This window comes from Rhodospirillales bacterium (assembly GCA_016710335.1).
Lineage (GTDB): Bacteria > Pseudomonadota > Alphaproteobacteria > Rhodospirillales > Defluviicoccaceae > JADJXQ01.
Genome location: JADJXQ010000004.1, coordinates 95,367 through 115,409, shown reverse-complemented (window position 1 = coordinate 115,409; position 20,043 = coordinate 95,367). Strand labels below are relative to the sequence as shown.

The 20,043-nt window shown below is 67.5% G+C and carries 18 protein-coding genes; 9 read left to right on the top strand and 9 right to left on the bottom strand.

Going from position 1 to position 20,043, the window contains the following annotated elements; translation table 11 throughout:
* Nucleotides 1-30 precede the first annotated feature (30 nt).
* Nucleotides 31-1,890, top strand: coding sequence for an EAL domain-containing protein (locus IPM60_08220; GenBank protein ID MBK8907880.1), 1,860 nt, complete (start codon nucleotides 31-33; stop codon nucleotides 1,888-1,890).
* A gap of 150 nt (nucleotides 1,891-2,040) precedes the next feature.
* On the opposite strand, the gene IPM60_08215 is transcribed toward IPM60_08220, so the two are convergent.
* The 3 genes from IPM60_08215 to IPM60_08205 all read right to left on the bottom strand — a co-directional run bounded on the left by IPM60_08215 (nucleotide 2,041) and on the right by IPM60_08205 (nucleotide 4,718).
* Complete coding sequence (locus tag IPM60_08215) at nucleotides 2,041-2,469, bottom strand: hypothetical protein (protein MBK8907879.1); 429 nt, start codon at nucleotides 2,467-2,469, stop codon at nucleotides 2,041-2,043.
* A gap of 1 nt (nucleotide 2,470) precedes the next feature.
* Nucleotides 2,471-2,911, bottom strand: a complete 441-nt coding sequence (locus tag IPM60_08210) for a hypothetical protein (protein MBK8907878.1) — start codon at nucleotides 2,909-2,911, stop codon at nucleotides 2,471-2,473.
* 199 nt (nucleotides 2,912-3,110) lie between these two features.
* Entirely contained in the window at nucleotides 3,111-4,718 is a 1,608-nt protein-coding gene (locus IPM60_08205; GenBank protein MBK8907877.1) for a peptidoglycan-binding protein, read from the bottom strand.
* A gap of 197 nt (nucleotides 4,719-4,915) precedes the next feature.
* Between IPM60_08205 and IPM60_08200 the strand changes: the two genes are divergently transcribed.
* On the top strand, nucleotides 4,916-5,467 hold the full coding sequence (locus IPM60_08200; protein MBK8907876.1) for a hypothetical protein: 552 nt from the start codon (nucleotides 4,916-4,918) through the stop codon (nucleotides 5,465-5,467).
* A gap of 128 nt (nucleotides 5,468-5,595) precedes the next feature.
* Nucleotides 5,596-5,805, top strand: coding sequence for a hypothetical protein (locus IPM60_08195; GenBank protein ID MBK8907875.1), 210 nt, complete (start codon nucleotides 5,596-5,598; stop codon nucleotides 5,803-5,805).
* Between the two features lie 28 nt (nucleotides 5,806-5,833).
* Here the strand turns inward: IPM60_08195 and thpR are convergent, their stop codons facing one another.
* Both thpR and IPM60_08185 read right to left on the bottom strand, forming a co-directional pair.
* A complete protein-coding gene (gene thpR / locus IPM60_08190; GenBank protein MBK8907874.1) occupies nucleotides 5,834-6,415 on the bottom strand; it encodes an RNA 2',3'-cyclic phosphodiesterase in 582 nt (193 codons plus the stop codon).
* Between the two features lie 20 nt (nucleotides 6,416-6,435).
* The gene (locus tag IPM60_08185; protein MBK8907873.1) at nucleotides 6,436-7,578 is read right to left on the bottom strand and encodes an FIST C-terminal domain-containing protein; all 1,143 of its coding nucleotides are present in this window, start codon (nucleotides 7,576-7,578) and stop codon (nucleotides 6,436-6,438) included.
* Between the two features lie 225 nt (nucleotides 7,579-7,803).
* On the opposite strand from IPM60_08185, the gene IPM60_08180 reads away from it, so the two are divergent.
* Complete coding sequence (locus IPM60_08180) at nucleotides 7,804-8,499, top strand: Bax inhibitor-1/YccA family protein (GenBank protein ID MBK8907872.1); 696 nt, start codon at nucleotides 7,804-7,806, stop codon at nucleotides 8,497-8,499.
* A 74-nt stretch (nucleotides 8,500-8,573) separates the two neighbouring features.
* On the opposite strand, the gene IPM60_08175 is transcribed toward IPM60_08180, so the two are convergent.
* A complete protein-coding gene (locus tag IPM60_08175; GenBank protein ID MBK8907871.1) occupies nucleotides 8,574-8,924 on the bottom strand; it encodes a carboxymuconolactone decarboxylase family protein in 351 nt (116 codons plus the stop codon).
* A 191-nt stretch (nucleotides 8,925-9,115) separates the two neighbouring features.
* On the opposite strand from IPM60_08175, the gene IPM60_08170 reads away from it, so the two are divergent.
* The 3 genes from IPM60_08170 (at nucleotide 9,116) to IPM60_08160 (ending at nucleotide 14,334) form a co-directional block, all read left to right on the top strand.
* Nucleotides 9,116-9,922, top strand: a complete 807-nt coding sequence (locus IPM60_08170; protein MBK8907870.1) for a hypothetical protein — start codon at nucleotides 9,116-9,118, stop codon at nucleotides 9,920-9,922.
* A 135-nt stretch (nucleotides 9,923-10,057) separates the two neighbouring features.
* A complete protein-coding gene (locus tag IPM60_08165) occupies nucleotides 10,058-11,167 on the top strand; it encodes an efflux RND transporter periplasmic adaptor subunit (protein MBK8907869.1) in 1,110 nt (369 codons plus the stop codon).
* Nucleotides 11,164-14,334: an efflux RND transporter permease subunit gene (locus tag IPM60_08160; protein MBK8907868.1), complete on the top strand. Its 3,171-nt coding sequence runs from the start codon at nucleotides 11,164-11,166 to the stop codon at nucleotides 14,332-14,334. Before IPM60_08165 ends, IPM60_08160 begins: the two co-directional genes overlap by 4 nt.
* A 7-nt stretch (nucleotides 14,335-14,341) precedes the next feature.
* On the opposite strand, the gene IPM60_08155 is transcribed toward IPM60_08160, so the two are convergent.
* Nucleotides 14,342-15,064 carry a phosphatidylcholine/phosphatidylserine synthase gene (locus tag IPM60_08155; GenBank protein ID MBK8907867.1) on the bottom strand — a complete coding sequence of 241 codons (723 nt, stop codon included), beginning with the start codon at nucleotides 15,062-15,064 and terminating at the stop codon, nucleotides 14,342-14,344.
* A gap of 68 nt (nucleotides 15,065-15,132) precedes the next feature.
* On the bottom strand, nucleotides 15,133-15,855 hold the full coding sequence (locus IPM60_08150; protein ID MBK8907866.1) for a phosphatidylserine decarboxylase: 723 nt from the start codon (nucleotides 15,853-15,855) through the stop codon (nucleotides 15,133-15,135).
* A gap of 199 nt (nucleotides 15,856-16,054) precedes the next feature.
* Between IPM60_08150 and IPM60_08145 the strand changes: the two genes are divergently transcribed.
* Nucleotides 16,055-17,119, top strand: coding sequence for a TRAP transporter substrate-binding protein (locus IPM60_08145; GenBank protein MBK8907865.1), 1,065 nt, complete (start codon nucleotides 16,055-16,057; stop codon nucleotides 17,117-17,119).
* Nucleotides 17,120-17,152: 33 nt separating this feature from the next.
* Here the strand turns inward: IPM60_08145 and IPM60_08140 are convergent, their stop codons facing one another.
* Entirely contained in the window at nucleotides 17,153-19,174 is a 2,022-nt protein-coding gene (locus IPM60_08140; GenBank protein ID MBK8907864.1) for a hypothetical protein, read from the bottom strand.
* 294 nt (nucleotides 19,175-19,468) lie between these two features.
* On the opposite strand from IPM60_08140, the gene IPM60_08135 reads away from it, so the two are divergent.
* Nucleotides 19,469-20,023, top strand: coding sequence for a VUT family protein (locus IPM60_08135; GenBank protein MBK8907863.1), 555 nt, complete (start codon nucleotides 19,469-19,471; stop codon nucleotides 20,021-20,023).
* The last annotated feature ends 20 nt before the right edge of the window (nucleotides 20,024-20,043 follow it).

Below are 20,043 nucleotides of genomic sequence, written 5' to 3'. Positions count from 1 at the left end.
ATGGCGTCCTGCGTGCAGAGGAACGCCGGCGTGATCGTCGGCGACGCTCGCGGATGGAGAGGATCGGTTGACGGCGCCGTCCTCCGGATCGATCGCGAGCGCTTCCTTTCGCTGGCGTTTTGTTGGGCGGAGTTGGTGATCGAGGTCGACGGCGACAATCGCATCGTGGCTGCCGAAGGCGCTACCGAGTTGCTGCTCGGCCGCAACCCGGCGCAACTGACCGGGCGAGGGGCGGAACGGTTCATTGCGGCGGAAGACGTGACGCTGTTCCGCTCGTTGCTGGCGACCGCCCGTCGCAACGGCCGGACTGAAGACGTGGCGCTGCGGCTGGCCGGCGCCATAGGGCCGTCGACACGCCTTGCCTTCGCCGCCTACTACTTCCGGAACGGCTCGGGCAACGACGGTGACAGCAGCGTTGCCGCGGCGCGCGAGCCGGGCGACGCTGCGCCGGGCCTCAGCTTCCTGGCGATAAGGAGGTACAGGCCCTTCCCCTTGGGGGAAAGCCGCGTAGCGCTTGCGCGCGATGAAGAGACCGGAGTGTTCGACGCCGAGACCTTTCTGCATGTGGCCGCGCAGCGGATTGCCAGGCATCGCTCGGATCAGCACCTGCGCATAACCCTGATCGCGCTCGTCGGCTGCGAGGCATTGCATGCGCACCCGGATCGGGCGGCGAAGCAGCGGCTGCTTCAGGCCATCGGTGCATGCCTCCGCTCCAACTCGCTGGCCGGCGACGCGGCCGGCCGCATCCACGCCAACCGCTATGCGTTCATCCACAACGCCCGACAGACCATCGCCCTGGTCGAGAAGCGGATCGAGAGGCTGCTGCGAAGCGCGGCGCCCCTCGGCGCCGGCTGCACGGTCGAGGCGGCGAGCATCGACATCGACAGCGCGGAGATGGCGCCCGAGCTTGTCGTTGCCGGGCTGAGATACGCCGTCAACCGGTTCAAGCATCGCGCGGTCGTGGATGTCCCCCTGCGACGGGCAACCGTTGTCGGGGCGAAGCGCGCCGGAACGCCGGATGCCTCGACGACGGTGCCCGCGGAACACGCCATGGCCCAGGAACGACTGCTTCCGACGCTGATCGCGACCCCGGAGGCGACGCGGCTGTCGGAACAGGCACGCGCCTCGAACGAAGCGGTCGAACGGCTGCAACGCGTCATCGACGCCAGCGACTTCCAGGTGGCATTTCAGCCGATCGTCGATGTCGGCACCGGCGACATCCATCACTACGAGGCGCTTGCCCGCTTTCCAACCGGGACGGGCATGCAGAACGCCTACGAGCACATCACCTTTGCGGAAGAATCGGGGCTGATCGGAGCGTTCGATCTGGCCATGGCCCGAAAGGTGATCGGCTGGCTGCGGACTCTCGCGCAGCCAAACGACGTCACCATCGCCATCAACATTTCCGGCGTGTCGGTGGGCTCGCTCACCTACCTCGGCTGCCTCGACGCCATACTTGCCGCCAATCCATGGCTCCGCGGCCGGCTGATGTTCGAGATCACAGAATCGGCGCGGATGGAGCGCTTGGGTCCCGCCAACACCTTCATCCGGCGGCTGCGCGACCAGGGCTTTCCTGTCTGTCTCGACGATTTCGGGGCCGGCGCCGCCAATTTCCGCTACTTGGCGCGGCTCGAAGTCGACATCGTCAAGCTCGACGGCCCCTCCCTGCACAATGCCCGCAAGGAGCGCACCGGCAAGGCGTTCCTCAAGGCACTGGTGGGGCTCTGCGACGACCTCGGCATCGCCACCGTCGCCGAGATGGTGGAAGACGAGGCCGGTCTCGCGTTCGTCCGCGACTGCGGGGTCCGATACGTCCAGGGTCACCTTTTCGGCCGCCCCTCCTCCGACATCGCAAGCTTTCCCGCCGCCATCCCCCGCCACCTGTTCTAGTGCACAGACCCATTCGAGAGATTCGGTCGAATGGGTCGTAGTGTGCACGGGAATCAAGAGGTTACGTGCAGCAACGGTGCATTATTGAATGCGCCGCTGCACTAGGCGACGCAGGGAATGGATCGAACGCCGGCGGCAACGTGTTTCCGACTAGCGCGACACGCCGTCCCGCTTTTCATCCCGGCGCGCGAACACGTAGGACGTGGCCTGGGGCGAAATGGCGCCGAGTGAGGCCAGGATTTCCTGCCAGGAGATCGGATCCGGAATCGGCCCGCCGAATGCCCAGCCGAGCGATTGCACCAGGTGCTGGCCGACGGTGGCGTACATCACCACGATCGTCGCCGCCCACATCAGCGACGGACGGGCGCCGGCAACCCACCACGACGGATGGCGGGCACGCGCTTCTTCGATCGCCAACTCGGCGAGCGACACCTTGATGCGCTCCACCAGCCGTCGGGTCTCCTCCTGGCTCAACTCGTGATCGCTGCTGAGAAGCTCGTCGGCCGCGTTGCCGATGGCCTTGACCGGCTCCGCGATCGCGGAGCCGGCGGTCCTGCCGACCCAGTCCCAAAAACCCATGTCATACGTCTCCATCGATCTCGGTTGCCGTCTCGAACCACTCGGCGGCGCTGTTGGCGACAATTTCGCAGGCCGACGGCGTTATCACCGTTCCGCCGGGCAGTTCCACCACCCACCCCGAACCGTCTTTCAGTTCCGATAACGAATCCGGGTCGGCGACCACCGGGTACACCCGTTCCCGCACCTGCCACGCCAGAACCGGCTCCTTGAGCAGTTCCGGGGGCTCGTCGAGCGAGACGTTCAGCAGGTGCGTCCCGGGCGCGGCCGCCACGAACTGCTCTTTACGGTTTGCGAACTGCCGGCTCGGCGCCGTCACCGTCACCACATCGTCGCCCAGCGCGACGTCGACGTGAGCGACGTTCGAGTTGGCGCAAACCTTGAATCGCTCCACGGCGCTGTGGGGGTAGTGGTAGCCATCGTGAGACTTGAAATAATTCGACATCGTTCGGATCCTTGCGGCTGCCTGAGGAAAATCCCGCCGACTGAACTGTCGCCGCGACGCGGTGGCTGTTGACGCGCTGGCCGCACGGTGGGCTGTTGACGTGCGCTGGCCGCACGGTGGGCTGTTAACGTGCGCTGGCCGCACGGTGGGCTGTTAACGTGCGCTGGCCGCACGGTGACAGTTGACGTGCGCTGGCCGCTCACGGCGCCGGCGGCAGGCCGCTGCGCTCCAGGCGGAACGAGCCGCGGCGCTCGTCGAGCGGGCCGATGGTGGGGGGCAAACGATAGCGGTGCGGGTTGTTGCCGCTGCCCCACTGCGGCCAGCGGTCGACGCGCTTGACGGTCTCGGCGAGGCGGCCGCCGACTTGGCCGACGGCGACGCGCAGCGCGCGGATCAGGGCTTTCTCGTGGGCGTCGCCCCAAGCCCCAGGGTCGCCTTCCCAACCGAGGCTCGCATGCCGGTCACGAACCGACTGCAATACCGCGTGCAGGCGCCGTCCGGCGCAGCCGCGGGCGGCGACATGGCCCGGATAGCGCACGTGCCAGCGGAGAATCATGGCGATCGCCTTCTCGGACGTGAAAATGTCGCCGAGGCGAAGGCTGCTGCCGGCGTCCCACGGCATGTCGATCAGGTCGCGCAGCCGAATCCGCGTCATGTCCCACATGGTGCGGCGATAGCCGGGAATGGTGCGCCCGGCCATGACGAAGCGGTAGAACCAATGCCACGTCTTGAAGTAGTCGCTCTCCTCCTGCCGCTGCGGCAAGCGCGCGAAACCGCCGCGCTCGTCGTGCAACGCCAGCCAGCCGGCGTATTTGCGTTGCCCGCGGTCGAACAAAAGCTGGCCGTTGGCGATGCCGTGGTGGTTGACCCAGCCGCGGTCGATGGAGACGCCGAACACCCCGAGGGTCTGATGGAACGCCGCCGCATCAGCGTGGGCGAGGTAGGCGAGGACTCCGCACAGCTCACCCTCGCTGACGGTGCCGTTGCGGCCGACAATGCCGAGCGTCCAATGGCACGGGCCGACCGAGATGAGGGCGTTGTCGTACGCATTGACGCTGTCGAAATGGCCGAGACATTCGACTTCGGCGACGGAGCGGACGACGCGGAAGGTCGATTGCTGCGCTGCATCCAGCTCTTCCGCGCGGCGGCCGATCACGCACTCCGGCACAATCTCGCCTTCCGGGCGCGAATGTCGGGGCGGCACCGCGCGTGGTCCACTCCACGACAGATACGAGGTGAACTCCCCGATGATGACCCGGCCCGCTCCGTCGTCATCCGCGGTGTCCGCACTGGCGCCATCTCCCGTCACCGGAAAATGGCCGCTGAGGTCGCGGGCGTACATCCGCGCCGCCGCGTCCGGAACCTCGTCATGGCGCCAGATGTTGGTGGCCACCGGGCGGTCGCGTCGGCCATTGCGCAGCCGCCAGGCTTCCACCGCCACCGGGCAGCGCCAACGGCTGTCGAGCCAGTGCTGCAAGGCCTCGCCCGTGGCGGCGTCGACCACGCCGCTGATCGGCCCGGCGTAGCGGTTTGGACCAGTAGCGACCGGCGTCAGGCCGTCGGCGTAGATCGTCGCCCGGCGCGGGCTCTCCACCGCGACCTGCGCCAACGCCGCATAGGCTTGGAATTCCCGCACCGCCCAGGCAGTGAAGCGGCCGAAGCAGCCGTCGGCGGGCCCGACCACGGTGAACCCGAGTTCGGCAAGGTCGCGCTGCAGGCGGCGCACGGCGTTGTCGTCAGCGCTGCCGCGTCGCAAGATCTCGCCGCCATAGCGTCTGCCTGCGTTCCGCCCGGATGTCTGCATCATCGATCAGGCCTCTCTGCGCGCATTAGGAATGAAGGCAACTTAAGTGCGCGGAAAAAGAAAATATACCTATCGCATTGGGGGGGTTGTTGGCGCGAGGCCCATGAAGCAGGAACCACGCCGTGGGCCTCGCTTTCCGTTGCCGAAGCCCGTGATCCTTTTGTAACGTGCTCTTGTGACGGGAGAAAAGGGCGCACACGATGCGGACGCGGACTCGCGGGGTCGCCCGCAAGAACTGGTTCGGCGCGCCGCTGAATTGGCTCTTGTTCGTGCTCCTGCCCCTGGTGCTGGCGCTTCCCGGATGTGATCAGGAGCCGGAACCGCCGTCGCTCGAAATTATCGGCGGCGGGTTCATCTTCAATTACCGTTTGGCGGAGGCGTATTGGGGAATAACCGCCCGTACCCTCGGCGGCGTCCCAGAGGAGGCCGTTCTGGAGGCGCGCTTTGAAAATCCCGGCGGCGGCGAGGCGATTGTCGTCCGCCAGCCCACCCGCCGCGGCCGCGACCGCTACAAGTTCGAGACGCCGCCGCTCGCCTCCGTCGAGGCCGAGCGCGACTACGGAGTGGAACTGCGACTGCTCGATCCGGCAACCGAGGCCGTCATCGCCACGGCGGGCCGGCAGTTCCGTTCGCAGATCGGCTCAGACGTCCTGCCGCCCCGCCCGCTGACTTTCGGCCCCGGCTACCACAACGCTCCCGCCAATGCAGGCCCGCCGCCCCCGCAACCCGGTGACGCTCCTCCGCCCCGGTGATTCTGCTGCAGGACCTTGACGACGATGGGAGTCGCGGGTATGTTCACTCTACGTTCGAGAAGCGCGAGTGCAACGGCGAAACCAGCGCACGAAAATTGTAAGGCCATATTCAACCCTTGGAAGAATGCTTGGATTACAAAGGCTTGACCTTGATTCTGCATACATTTGATGACATCGGCATACAGTTTCAGCGCCCGAACGGACACAAAGCGCTTGATGTGAGCGGGTTAACGGCCGTCGCCTGTCACGAATCGCACAGAAGCGCGGCAATTCCCGGCTATTTGGTGCAGGATCTCGGCGCAGCATGCGGGATATTCGTGAGACGTATTTCGCGCTGAAGTTCTGCCGCCCGGAAGTGCGCGCGGCTCACGGCACCGCCTGCACCGGCAGGTCGGCCGTCGCGCCGGCGCCGCGCAACGGGTACTCCGCCAGCACTTCGTAGTGCGCGCCTTCGCCCCCCAGGTGGCTCCGGAACAGCGCGAACGACGGGATCTGGAACGGACCCAGCGCGATCGCGTTGTTGCGCTCCATGAAGCTGCCGATGCGGGCGACCGACGCGCCGCTCCTGAATCGCGCCAGGGTCACGTGCGGCTTGAACTTGCGCCGCTCGGGTGTCTGGCCGCTGCGCGTCACCGCCATCTCCACCTTGTCCTGGAGGCGCATCAAGAGTTCGTCCCGCTTGACCGCCGCCCACAGCGATCGCACCTTGTGCCCGCTCTCGAAGCACCCGAGGCCGGCGATGCTCAACCCAAACGCAGGCATCCGCACCCCATCGAGCGCCTCGTGGATGTCTTCCGCATCGGCGCCGCCCACTTCGCCGATAAACCGCAAAGTCACGTGCATGTTCTCCGGCGGCACCCAGCGCGCCCCGGGGATGCCCGAGCACAGGCCGGCAAGGTGTTCGCGGACCTCTCGGGGCAGCGGCAGTGCGACGAACAGGCGAAACATGGCGCCCTCCTGACCCCTCTTCAGGTGAACAACGCGAGGACCCCGGTGTAGCCATAGAGGCGGCCGTTGGAGATCTCGCCATTGCAGTACATGCCGACGACGGGGAACGGGCCGAGCGCGTCGCGGATGGTCGCCAGTTCATCCTTCAGCCCGCCGGGCACGCCGGGGGCGCGGGCGACGCACGAGAAATAGACGCCACCCCGCGGCGGCGCCGACAGGCGACGCTTCAGGCCCGCCACCATGACGGTCATGTTCTCACGCGCCGCTTCGACGTCCTGGCGCACGAACATCAGGCGATCGCCGGCCTCGATGCCGCTGCCGATCGCCAGCCACCCATGCATCCGGTCCAGAGCGATCAGGTTGCGCACCATGTAGTCACAGGTGTCGGAGCCGGGGAGCGGCAGTGCCGCGTGGATGCGTCCGGCAATCCGGTTGAGATCAGCGGCCAGCGCGGGGCCGATGTCCTCCTTCAAGACGTCGAGGGCGCGGCGGCCGTCGAGGCCGATGACGACGTTGTCGACACAGTCGGAGACCAGGTGGCTGACGCCGATGGGGACGCACCCCTGGGTCAGGGCCGTCTGCAGGCCGACGTCGGGGGTGAACAGGACCCCGGACACGCCGCCGCCGGTAACCCGCCCCGCCACCTGATGATGGGCGCTTCGCGACGATGTGAGCCCGCCCACGAGAAAGCCGGCGGTGCGCTCCGCCATTTCCGTGATCAACGCCGGCGCCCGCTCGTTCTGCGGATCGCCATGGACGATGCCCACCAGCAACGGCTGCCTCTCGATCCAAGACCGATGTTCCGGAGACAGCTCATCGACGCTCTTGGCGATCGACGGGAACACGCAGAACCCTGCCTCCGGGACCTGGCCGACCATCGCCACGACAGCGGGCCGATCCACATACACTGCATTGCCGGCGAGCACGCCGATGCCTACAGAGCCGACCCAGTGTTCGACCCCGGTCTTCTGGCGCAGGTAGGCGAGGATGCTGGCGACGTCTTCCGCGAGGAGATCGCTGACGTAGAGGAAACCGATGTTGGGCGCACCCGGCGCGTCTGCGAGGCCGTCCGCGCACCCCTGAGCCGCGTGCGCCCAGTCCTCCGCCGCCCCGTGAGCGACCGTGAAGGGCGCGTCACCGCGGACACCATCAACAATCGGCAAGACGCTGCTCCTCCCCGCGCTCCAGCCTTGTTCAGAGGTCGCCAAATGTGCCGCGCGAACGGCGGGAGCGCAATGTTAACAATCCATCATCATGGTCCCGGGCGCCGCGATCCCACTTGATCGCAAAGGCCCTGCTCCCATATTACTTCCAGGTTCAACTCGCTTGGGAGAGAGGTTCTGATGGCGTTGAGACCTGACAGTCGTTTCCAGTTGCGAACCGACACAATGACGCGCGGCCAGGCCGAGGCCGCACAGATCGATGTCGGCCTCCGCCAGTACATGCTGCGGGTCTACAACTACATGGCGCTCGGCGTCGCATTCACCGGCGTCATCGCCATGCTGGTCGCTGCCAACCCGCAGGTCATGCAGGCGATCGTCGGCGGCCCGTTCGTCTGGGTGCTGTTCATCGGCATCATCGGCATGGGCTTCGTCGCGCCGCGCATCATGATGAGCAAAAGCTTCGGCGCCGCGCAGGCCTGCTTCTGGGTCTACGCTGCGATGTGGGGCGCGCTGATCGCCCCCTACTTCTACCTTTACACCCAGGACAGCATCGCCCGCGCCTTCTTCGTAACGTCCGCGGCTTTCGCGGGAATGAGCCTCTACGGCTACACCACGAAGCGTGACCTCACGGCCATCGGGCGGTTCCTGGTCATGGCGACGTTCGGCATCCTGATCGCGCTGCTCGTTAACCTGTTCGTGCAGTCGTCGGGCTTCCATCTCCTGATGTCGATCGTCGTGCCGGTGATCTTCGCCGGGCTGACGGCTTACGAGACGCAGCAGATCAAGAACTGGTACTTCGAGACCGACGCCGGAGACGTCACGCACCGCAAGGCGATCTTCGGCGCCTTCATGCTTTACGGCAGCTTCGTGACCATGTTCATCTGGATCCTGCAGCTGTTGGGCGTCGCCCGCAGCGAATAGGCGCTCCGCGGTTCCACTGGTTCCGACCCCCGGGAGAACCCTTCCCGGGGGTTTTATTGTGGGCCGGGCGTAACCTACGATTTTTCCGCGAACTGGTCGTACGCTTCGAGGGCGTAGGCGCCGTAGACCGTCGCCGGTCCCCCGTTCATCATCACGGCGACGGCGATGGTGTCCATCATCTCCTGCCGGGTGGCGCCGTTCCTGACCGCGCCGCGGACGTGGAAGCCGATGCACCCGTCGCAGCGCAACGAAATCGAGATGGCGACCGCCATCAACTCCTTGATCTTGGCATTGAGCGCGCTGTCGGCCTTGGCCTGATCGGCTAGCTGCACGAACCCCTTCCATGGGCCGGGGATGCCCTTGTTGAGGTCGGCCATCACGCCGCTCAGGTGTTTCACGATCTCGGGATAGTTCTTCTCGCTCATGGTGCTCCTTTCGGCCGGTCCCGGCGCGTTGCTATGGCTGAGGCGCTCCGTCAGCACCCCCTCCTGAATTAGATAAAATTAATATACCGTCGGCCACCCGGCCGCAAGCCTGCGCCGTGTCACACAGCCGGTTTCCCACAGGCGGCGTTCACGCTATGCTCGGTTGCAAGAAAAACGAAAGACGCCGGGACATGAGCACCACATCGCCGCCGTCCGCCGCGGCCGAGACCCTCTGCTATCACTGCTTCGACGCCACCATCGGCATCCGCGCCGAGCGCAACGGGCTGATCGGCGCGGTCCTCGACCGCCTGCCGCCGTGCTGGCAGCCGACCGTACCGGGCGAGACCGTGGATGCGACGATCGGCCTCGAGCGGCGGAATGCTCCGGGCGCGTTGGCCGGCGACACTTGGACTCTGTTGATCGACGGCAGGCCGATTCTCAGGTCCAGCGACCGGACAGTGATCGCGCGCGCAGTGGAGGATGCGCTCCACGTGATGGTCGCCGCGCACTCGCACCGCTTCGTCTTCGTCCGCGCCGGAGTAGTTCGCCACCGGGACCGCGTCATCCTCCTGCCGGGGGCGCCGGGCGCCGGAACGACGGCGCTGGTGGAGGCGCTGGTCCGCTGCGGCGCGGCGTACTTCTCCGACGCCTTCGCCATCCTTGACCGGGAGGGCGGCGTGCATCCCTATGCGGTGCCGCTGGCGGCACGCCAGCCGAGCGATGCTCCCCTGAAGCCCCTGCCCGCCGCGGGGCCCTGCGGCATCGGCGTCATCGCCTGTCTCCGCTACGGCGGTCCGCGCTCCTGGCACGTTTCGGAAACCTCGCTCGAGGACACGGCCCGCGCCCTCATCGCTCACACCCTGTTCGCGCACCAGACGCCGGAGCGAACCTTGCGCGCCCTCTCGGCGGCCTTCACCGCAGACGCGGCGGCGCTCAGCGGCGAGCGCGGCGAGGCTGACGAAGCGGCGCAGCATCTTCTGGCACTCCTGGACAACTGAGCTCCGTGGCATAGATACTGAGGGTGCCAACGCACCCGGCGCCGGTGCCGCGCAGGCCTGCGCACGACGACCGGCTTCCGCCCGGTGATCGACCGGCGCTGCCGCTGCGTAGGAACATGCGAGGTCTATCCTGTGATGAAACGCTCCTACGTGATAGCCGGCGGCATCGTCGCCGCCGTCGGCCTGTGGCTGGCGACCGGCTTGATCGGCGACGATGGCGACCCAGCGCCAACAGAGCGCGCGACCGCCGACGCCGCGGCGGCGTCAGAGTCGCTTCCGTCGGTGCAGGTGCGAACCCTGGACGCCGCGAGCCACGACCGCCGCCTCAACCTGTTCGGCCGCACGGAAGCGGGCCGCGCCGTCGAGGTGCGCGCCGAGACCGGCGGCCGCCTCGTCGAACTGGTCGCGGAAAAGGGTCGGTGGGTCGACGAGGGCGACGTGATCGTCCGCCTCGCGATGGAGGACCGCCAGAGCCGGCTCCGCGAGGCGGAGGCCGCGGTCCAGCAATGGCAGCAGAAATTCGAGGCGACGCAGCAACTCTCCAAGTCCGGCTTCCAGTCCGAAGTCCGCAAGGCCGAGGACTGGGCGGCGCTCGAGGCCGCCGAGGCAAGGCTTGCCGCCACGCGCCTCGACATCGAGCGCATCGAAGTGCGGGCGCCGTTCCGGGGCGTCGTCGACGCGCTGCCGGTCGAAGTGGGGGACGTCGTCGAGGTCCATGATCCGGTGGCGACCGTCGTCGATCTCGACCCAATCGAGGTGGTCGTCGCGGTGCCGGAGCGGATGGTCGGCGGAGTGAGCGTCGGCAGCCAAGCCGACATCCGCCTCGTCACCGGCCGGCAACTCACAGGCGCCGTCCGCTATCTGGCGCGCATGGGGTCGAGCGAGACCCGCACCTTCCGCGTCGAGATCGTCGTCGACAATCCGGACGGCGCCATTCCTGAAGGACTGACCGCCGAAGTGTCGCTGCCGTTGGGGCCGATTGCGGCGCATCTCGTCTCGCCGGCGGTTCTCACCCTCAACGACGCCGGCGAACTGGGCGTCAAGACCATCGACGGTGACGGCGAGGTTGCCTTCCGTCCGGTGCAGATCATCGACGACACGACCAACGGCATGTGGGTCGGCGGCCTGCCGGAGCGGGTGACGGTGATCACGGTCGGCCAGGAGTTCGTCCGCGACGGGCAGCGGGTGCGACCGGTCGAGGAAGCGGGCGCGAACAGCGCCGCCGTAGCAGGGGACACGTCCTGATGCCCCTGATCGATACCGCCCTCGTCCGCTCGCGCACCGTCCTCTCGATCCTGGTGCTGGTGCTGATCGCCGGCGCCATCGCCTTCATCGAGATTCCCAAGGAGGCGGAGCCGGACGTCAACATCCCGATCATTTACGTCTCGATGACCCACGAGGGCATTTCGCCGGAGGACGCCGAACGGCTGTTGATCCGGCCGATGGAAGTTGAGTTGCGCGCCATCGAGGGCGTCAAGGAGATGCGCTCCAAGGGCTACGAGGGCGGCGCCTATGTGCTGCTGGAGTTCGAGGCCGGCTTCGACGCCGACAGCGCGTTGCAGGACGTGCGCGACAAGGTCGACTTGGCCAAGCCGGAACTGCCGGAAGAAACCGACGAGCCCATCGTCAGCGAAGTCAACTTCAGCCTGTTCCCGGTCGTCGTGGTGATGCTGTCCGGCGATGTGCCGGAACGCACCCTGCTCCGCCTCGCCCGCGACCTGCGGGACGAGATCGAATCGGTCACCAGTGTGCTCAGCGCCGAGATCGCCGGCGACCGCGAGGAACTCGTCGAGGTCCTGATCGATCCGGTTGTCGTGGAAAGCTACGGGCTGTCCCCCGACGAGGCCTTGGCCCTGGTGCAGAGCAGCAACCTCCTGGTAGCCGCGGGCGCTCAGGACACCGGGCGCGGCCGGTTCAGCGTCAAGGTGCCGGGCTTGTTCGAAGAAGCCCGCGACATCGCGGATCTGCCGCTCCGCGTCGAAGGGGACGCGGTGGTGCGCGTGCTCGACGTCGCCGAGGTCCGCCGCACCTTCAAGGACCCACAGGGCTTCGCCCGTGTCGACGGGCGGCCGGCGCTGGCCATCGAGGTCTCCAAACGGACCGGCGAAAACCTGATCGAGACGGTCGACCGGGTCCGCGCCGTGGTTGCCGAAGAAAGCGGCGCGTGGCCGGAGGCGCTGCGCCGGTCGGTGCATGTCGCCTTCATCCAGGACAAGTCCGGCGATATCCGCACCATGCTCTCGGACCTGCAGAACAGCGTGCTGTTCGCGGTTTTGCTGGTGATGATCGTCATCGTGGCGGCGCTCGGCGTTCGCTCCGCGGCCCTCGTCGGCGTCGCCATTCCAGGATCGTTTCTCGCCGGGATCCTGGTGCTGCAGGGGTTCGGGCTGACCATCAACATGGTTGTTCTGTTCGCGCTGATCCTCGCCGTCGGCATGCTGGTCGACGGCGCCATCGTCGTCACCGAGCTTGCCGACCGCAAGATGGTGGAGGGCGAGCCGCGCCGCCGGGCCTATGCGGTCGCCGCCAAGCGCATGGCATGGCCGATCATCGCCTCGACCGCGACCACGTTGGCCGCTTTTTTGCCGCTGCTGTTCTGGCCGGGCGTGGTTGGCGAGTTCATGAAGTTCCTGCCCATCACCCTCCTTGCCACCCTCTCCGCGTCGCTCCTGATGGCGCTGGTGTTCGTGCCGACCCTCGGCGCCTTCATCGGCAAGCCGGGCGCCGCCGATCCCGAGACGATGCGGAGCCTCGCCGGCGCGGAAGGCGGCGACCTCGGCCACCTGCACGGCTGGACCGCCCGCTATGTGCGCTTCCTGCAGGCGGCGCTCCGCCATCCGGGCAAGGTAGTGGTGGTTGCGGTTGTGCTCCTGGTCGGCGTCCAGGTCGCCTATGCTGCGTTCGGCCGCGGCGTCGAGTTCTTCCCGGACGTCGAGCCGGAGGTGGTCAAGCTGCAGGTTCGGGCACGGGGCAACCTCTCCAGCCTCGAGCAGGACGCCCTGATGCGGGACGTGGAGCAGCGCATCCTCGGCATGGACGAGTTCGAAGCCGTCTACACGCGCACCGGCACGCCCGAGCGGGGCGAGGAGGCCGAGGACATCATCGGCACCATCACCCTGGAACTCGTCGACTGGGAGCACCGCCGCCCGGCGAAGGAGATCCTCGCAGAGGTCAAGGACCGCACGTCCGGGATCGCCGGGGTGTTCGTCGATCCGCGCGAAGAGGAAGCCGGGCCGCCGATCGGCAAGCCGGTCCAGATCGAACTCTCGTCCCGGCATCCGGAGTTGTTGGCGCCGGCGGTGGAGCAGGTGCTGGCGGGGCTGCGGCAGATCGGCGGCCTGGTCAACATCGAGGACAGCCGGCCGCTCCCCGGCATCGACTGGGAGATCGTCATCGACCGCGCCCAGGCCGCCAAGTTCGGCGTCGATGTAGCGACGCTGGGGCGCGCCGTGCAGATGGTCACCACCGGCATCAAGGCCGGCGAATACCGCCCGGACGACTCGGACGACGAGATCGACATCCGGGTGCGCTACCCGGAGCGCTACCGCACCATCGACATGCTGGACGAGATGCGCCTCAACACGCCTTCGGGCGCCGTGCCCATCGGCAACTTCGTGCAGTTGAAGCCACAGCCGCAGGTCGGCGCCGTTTATCGCACCGACAGCCGCCGGGTGATGACCATCAAGGCCGACGTGGAAGAGGGCGTGCTCGCCGACGACAAGGTGAAGCAAATTCAGGCGTGGCTGGCGGGCGCCGACGTCGATCGGCGCATCGGTATCCGCTTCAAGGGCGAGGACGAGGAGCAGAACAAGGCCGAGGCGTTTCTGCTGAAGGCGTTCGCCTACGCCATCTTCCTGATGGCTGTGATCCTGGTCACGCAGTTCAACAGCTTCTACTCGGCGGCGCTGATCTTGACCGCAGTCGTGATGTCGACCATCGGCGTGTTCGTCGGGTTGCTGGTCACCGTCCAGCCGTTCGGCATCGTCATGGGCGGCATCGGCGTCATCGCCCTGGCCGGCATCGTCGTCAACAACAATATCGTGCTGATCGACACCTACGACCGCCTCGTCAAGACCGCGGCAAGCCCGCTGGACGCCATTCTCCGGACCGGCGCCCAGCGGCTTCGGCCGGTGATGCTGACCACCATCACCACCATACTCGGCCTGCTGCCGATGATGTTCGGGGTCAACATCGACTTCATCGCCCGCCACGTCTCGGTCGGCGCGCCGGCGACCCAGTGGTGGTCGCAGCTTGCAACGGCCATCGTGTTCGGCCTCGGCTTCTCGACCCTCCTGACCCTGGTGTTCACCCCCGCGGCGCTGATGCTGAAAGCCAACGTCAGCGACTGGCGCCGCCGCCGCCGCACCCACAAGCTGTCGGTCGTGGAGGAGTTACCGCAGGCCGCGGAGTAACGGTCTGCTATTCACCCTCCTCGGCGGAGGGGGCGCGGCTGAGGGCGGCGTAGCTGCGAACGCTGAACGGGATCGAGGCAACGTAGGCGAACATGGTGAGCGACAGCGTCGTCCACGGGGCGCTCAGCAGGAGCGCCAGATAGAGGCCGGCGGCGAGCATCACCGGCAGCACGCGGTTGGTGGGCACGCGGATCTTCTTGAACGAAAAGGTGCGCACCCGGCTGACCTCGAGGATCGCCGCGGTGACCACGCAGAGGCCAGCGACGGCGGGATGGCGAAAAAAGTCTATTTCTCCCTGAAACCACATGACCATCGGCAGCAACGCCAGCCCGGCGCCGGCCGGCGTCGGCACGCCGGTGAAGTAGCTGCGCCGCCATGCCGGGGGCTCCGGCGCGTCCAGGTCCGTGTTGAAGCGCGCCAGCCGGAGTGCGCAGCAGATGCAGAACAACAGCACCAACGACCAGCCAATGCGCCCGGCGTCCTGCAAGGTCCAGACGTAGAGGATCAGGGCCGGCGCCGCGCCAAAACACAGGAAGTCCGAAAGGGAGTCGAGTTCGGCGCCGAATCGCGTGGCGCCTTTGAGGATGCGGGCGATGCGGCCGTCGAGGGCGTCGAGGACACCGGCAACGACGATGGCGAACACGGCAAGCTCCCACCGCTCCTGCAACGCGAAGCGGATACCGGACAGGCCCGCCGCCAGCGCCAGCAACGTCAGCACGTTGGGGATCATGCGATTGATGTGGAGAGCCTTGATCCGCCGGCGTTGCGGCGGCTGAGCAGTTTCATCGGACGACGCGATCACCGGCGCTCCCCCTCGCGTGCCGCTTCCTGGGCGCGAAGGTCCGCGATCACCGTTTCACCGGCGACGGCGCGCTGACCGACCACCGCCAGCGGCGCAACGCCGTCCGGCAGATAGACATCGACCCGGCTGCCGAAGCGGATCAGCCCGAACCGCTCACCAGCCCGAACCACCTGCCCCTCGTGCACCATGCACTTGATGCGCCGCGCGATCAGCCCGGCGATCTGCACGAACGCCACCTGCGCGTCGTCGTCGGCGGTCACCACCAACCCCTGGCGTTCGTTGTGCTCGCTCGCCTTGTCGAGCGACGCGTTGAAAAACTTGCCGGGTCGGTAAGCGGTCCGCGTCACGACGCCGTCGACGGGGATGCGGTTCACGTGCACGTCGAACACATTCATGAACACCGAAATGCGGGTGCGGGGGGCGTTGCCCATACCCAGTTCCGGGGGCGGCACCGCCGGCAGGACGGCCTGCACCACCCCGTCCGCCGGGCTGATGATCAGGCCCTGGCGGCTCGGGGTCACCCGCGAAGGATCCCGGAAGAAGTACGTGCACCAGAGCGTGAGCACGACCCCGATCCACCCAAACGGCGGCGCCAGCCACCACAGCACAACCGTCGCCGCCGCGAAGCTGGCGATGAACGGCCAGCCGGCGCGATTGATCGGTGCCAGCACGGCATCCAGAGAGGCGATCGATTCTCCGAAAGGTTTGAGCGAAGCCATCTGCCGCCATTCCGCCCATAGCGCCCGCCGCAGGCCCTTCGACCCGCGTTTTCGCCCTCAGCTTACCACGCCTTCTGCCGCCTGGTCGACGCCGGCGGACGCGGTAGCGTGAAGTTAGACTTGTTCCCGCATATCGGGAGGTCTAGGCTGCGCTCGTCCGCCCCGTTACGACAGCCGTTCATCAGCGAGGAGTATCCGCGTGCAACGATTTGTTCAGGCAGCGGTGTTCGCGGTGATCGTCTGGCTCGGCGTTGCGGTCACTGTCGAAGCGCAACAGACCGAGGCTGACGCCTTTGTGTACCAGACCCGCTCCCGGGTCAACGAGGGGGTTGTGCGCATCATCGCCGGGGAATGGGGCAGCACCTCGCTACGGATCGCCAGCGACCTCGCAGCGGTGCTCGACCAGCGGGGCGACCTCCGCATCCTGCCGATCGTGGGCAAGGGCTCTGTGCAGAACATCACCGACCTCCTCTATCTCAAAGGCATCGACCTTTGCATCATCCAGGAGGACGCCCTCGACTACGTGGCCCGCAACCGCATCCACACCACCACGGCGCAGCGCCTTCGCTACATCACCAAGCTGCACAACGAGGAGTTCCACCTGCTCGTGCGGGACGACATCCGCTCGTTCCAGGATCTCGCCGGCCAACCGGTGAGCATCGGGCCGGAAGGCAGTGGCTCCGCGGTGGCCGCGACCGCCGCCTTCGAGACCCTCGGCGTCACCGTGCAGCCGTTGCTGCTCGACCACGTTGTGGCGCTCGACAAACTGAAGGCAGGGGAAATCGCCGGTCTCGTCTACGTGACCGGCAAGCCGGCCGCCTTCTTCCGGCAGATCGACGATCCCGGCGGGCTTCACCTGTTGTCCGTGCCGATGGCGCCAGCGCTGTTGTCGACGTACGCCCCGGCGTCTCTCGATCACGATGACTACCCGCGCCTCGTCGATGACCCGCAAGCGATCGAGACGTTCGCGGTGGGCACGGTGCTCGCCGTCTACAATTGGGAGCCCGGATCGGTGCGCTACCGCCAGGCGGCGCGGTTCGTCGAAGCATTGTTCGGCGATTTCGGCAATCTGCTGTCCGAAGCCCGCCACCCCAAGTGGCGCGAAATCAACCTCGCCGCCGACGTCGCGGGCTGGACCCGCTTTGCCGCGGCGCAGGAATGGCTGGATTCCCAGCCCACCGCCGATCGCCAGCCCGGCGCGCCGGACGCGACTGCCGGCGAGACGGGGGCGTCGCTGGCGCCCGCCGCCGGCGCCGGCCAGTGAAGAGAGAAGGCGCGGGCGACGCGGCGGTTTCGACTACGGCAGATTCTGCAGCGTCCGCGCCGCCGCCGCATCGCCGGTTTCGGCCCGCCAGTTCAGCCACGACACCAGGACCCGCTGGCGCTGCTCGGCCTCTGCGGATCCGAGCGCAATGGCGCGCCTGTACCAGGCGATGGCCTGTTCCGGTTCAGGTCGGATGCCCTTGATGCCCCGCTGCCGGAAGTAGACAGGGTCGAACGTCAGGCCCATCAGCATCGCAGCGCGGCCGTCGTCGCGCTCGGCCACCACCTTGTAGAAGAGGCGCGCCGAAGCCAGGTCGCCCAACTCCAGCATCCGGTCGCCGCGGGCCAGCAACGGCGCCGCGTCGATGGCGCCAATGGAGCTTTTCCGTTGTTGTTGCGCAGACGGGGCTTGGCTATTTGCGGCGGGTTCGGCCGGGGCCGGCGCAACGTCGGCGGCGGCGGATTCCTCAGGAGGAGACTCCGGTAAAGGCGCCGTGCTGGCGTCCACCGCACCATCCCAAGCATCCTTCCGCGACATTTCGGCCGCCGGCGGAGCGCTCGCCGCTGGTGGTGCCGGCCGGGGGCCCTGGAGGATCTCCGTCGCCGGGGGATCCGCCGGCTTGAGGCTGGGTTCCGCGCCCGCCAGCGGGGACTGCGGCGGCGGCGCATCAACCCCTGCGGCGGCGCCTTCCGCATCGCTTGCGGCCACCCGATCCCGACCATACCGCTCATCGTCGAGCGGACCGACCTCGCGCAGGACCTCGTTGACGTTGTCGCTGATCTCGGTGACGACACTGCTGAGGTCGGCGATCCACACTGAGGCCGCAGACACGGCGGCTTCGCCTTCGACGGTGACGGCACGCCAAGCGCGATTGAGGCCGCCGGCCTTGACCAGTCCGGTTCGGACCAGAGCGTACCCGGTGGCCCCGCCGACCAGCAAGGCAAGCAGCACGACGAGCACGGTGCGCGCCGCGCCGGGGCCGGAGCGCTTCGCGGCTTCGGCCGCCGCGGCCGCAGGCGGCTCCATGACAATGGGCGCCGGCCGCAGCGCAGTCTCGGCGGCGGCGTCGCCGTCGGCAGGAGGCTGCGGGAACGTTCGCTCCGGCACGGCGCGGCGCGGCGGCTCTGGGCCCCCGTCGCGCTGCGGGATAACAGGCGGCCGCTGTTCCTGAGGAGCCCGGTGCGGTCGTCGCTCTGGTTCCGGATCCGCAAGCGAGTAATCGAGGCGGGAGTCATCGTCGTCGGCCGTCGCCGTCAAGCCATCGAATTCAGGCTGCGACCGCCCGGCAGCCAGTTTCCGCAAGTGCGGCGGCACGAACAGGGTCCATGCCACATCCTTGACCAACTCCTGCGGTATTGGGCGGGTCCCGGTGCGCTCGGCCTTGGCGACAACGCCGGTGCAGAGGCGCGCAATGCGCCCCGGATTGCCGTTGCCATAGAAAGAGATGCGCGCCAACGCCGCGTCGCTGAACAAGTCCAGCCCGTGTTCGCATTTGGCTTGAAGCGCGTGATAGACGAAGGCGGGCACCTCGCCCGCGTCGAGCAACGGCAGCTTGATTTCGCGGTCGGCGCCGGCGCGGATTTGTTCGTCCTCGGTCCGCCGCGCCCGTCGGCCACGGTCTGTGATGGTCATGATCATCGCCATCGCGACGCCGTCCTCGCGCGCCTGCACCACCCAGCGCTTCAGCCCTGCAAGGACGGGCGCATCAAGGCGGTCGGCATCGTCAACCAGAAGGAGCGTAAAAGGCCCGTTCTCGCTCCGGCCACGGGCGGCGGCGCCCGCGGCGAAATGTGCCGGTGGACGGCAGACGGCGGTCGCGGCTTCAAGGGTCGTCCCGCTGCTGCAGGCCAGCACCCGGTCGCGACAGGCGAGGACGATGTCGTCGACCCCCTTCAGCCACGCGCCGAGCGCCTGCATCAGCGTCGTCTTGCCGGCCCCGTCGGCTCCGGTGATAATGACGATCGCGTGGCCTTCGCGCACGGCGGTCACCGCCGCCTTCAGCACCTCGGCTCGGGCGTCGTTAATGTAGACGTGGCTGGGGTCCAAGGCCGCCATGAACGAATCCTCTCGCCGCCCCAGTTCCTGCAGTGTCGTCAACGACCGTGGCCTCGCTCAAGGATTGGCCAGCGCCGTGACCGAAAACGCTGCCGATGCATTCAGGCGGCCGCCGGGCACGACACTTCGAACCAGGCTGGGAGACTACCATTGCATCGTAACCGGAGTGTAAACGGGTTGGCCATGCCGCGGTGCAGGGGAAGGAAAGGGCGCACCGCCTGCATAAACCTTACGTGACGTGTTGTCTTGTCCCGCGCATCACCGGTAAGGTCCGCGCCAGATCGGGGACGCACGATGAACAGACGCACCATTGAGGGAACCGCATTCCTTGCCGCCTTCGCCGCCTGCATTCCGGCGGCCAACTGGCTGATCCAGCACGTCGGAACCGTGTGCACGGCCGACGGCGTCTGTCTGGTGCCGGTGGCGCCGGGCGTCATGGCGCCGAGCGGCGTGATCATGGTCGGGCTGGCGCTGGTGCTGCGCGACCTGGTGCAGCGGCGGCTGGGGGTCGGCTGGGCGGCCGCGGCGATTCTCGGAGGCGCCGCCGTCTCGGCTGTGCTGGCGCCGCCGTCTCTGGTTATCGCCTCGGCCGTCGCGTTCCTGATATCCGAGTTCGTGGACCTCGCGGTCTACACGCCGCTACAGCGCCGCCGCTTGCTGCTTGCAGTGGCGCTCAGCAGCCTGGTCGGCTTGATTGTCGATAGCGCCGTCTTCCTCTATCTGGCGTTCGGCAGTCTCGCGTATCTTCCCGGCCAGATCATCGGCAAAACATGGATGGTGCTGCTCGCCCTGCCGGCGATCTGGTGGATCCGCAACCGCGACCGCCGCCTCGGCCTGGAACCGGCGTGAGCGGCCCGCAACAGCGGCTT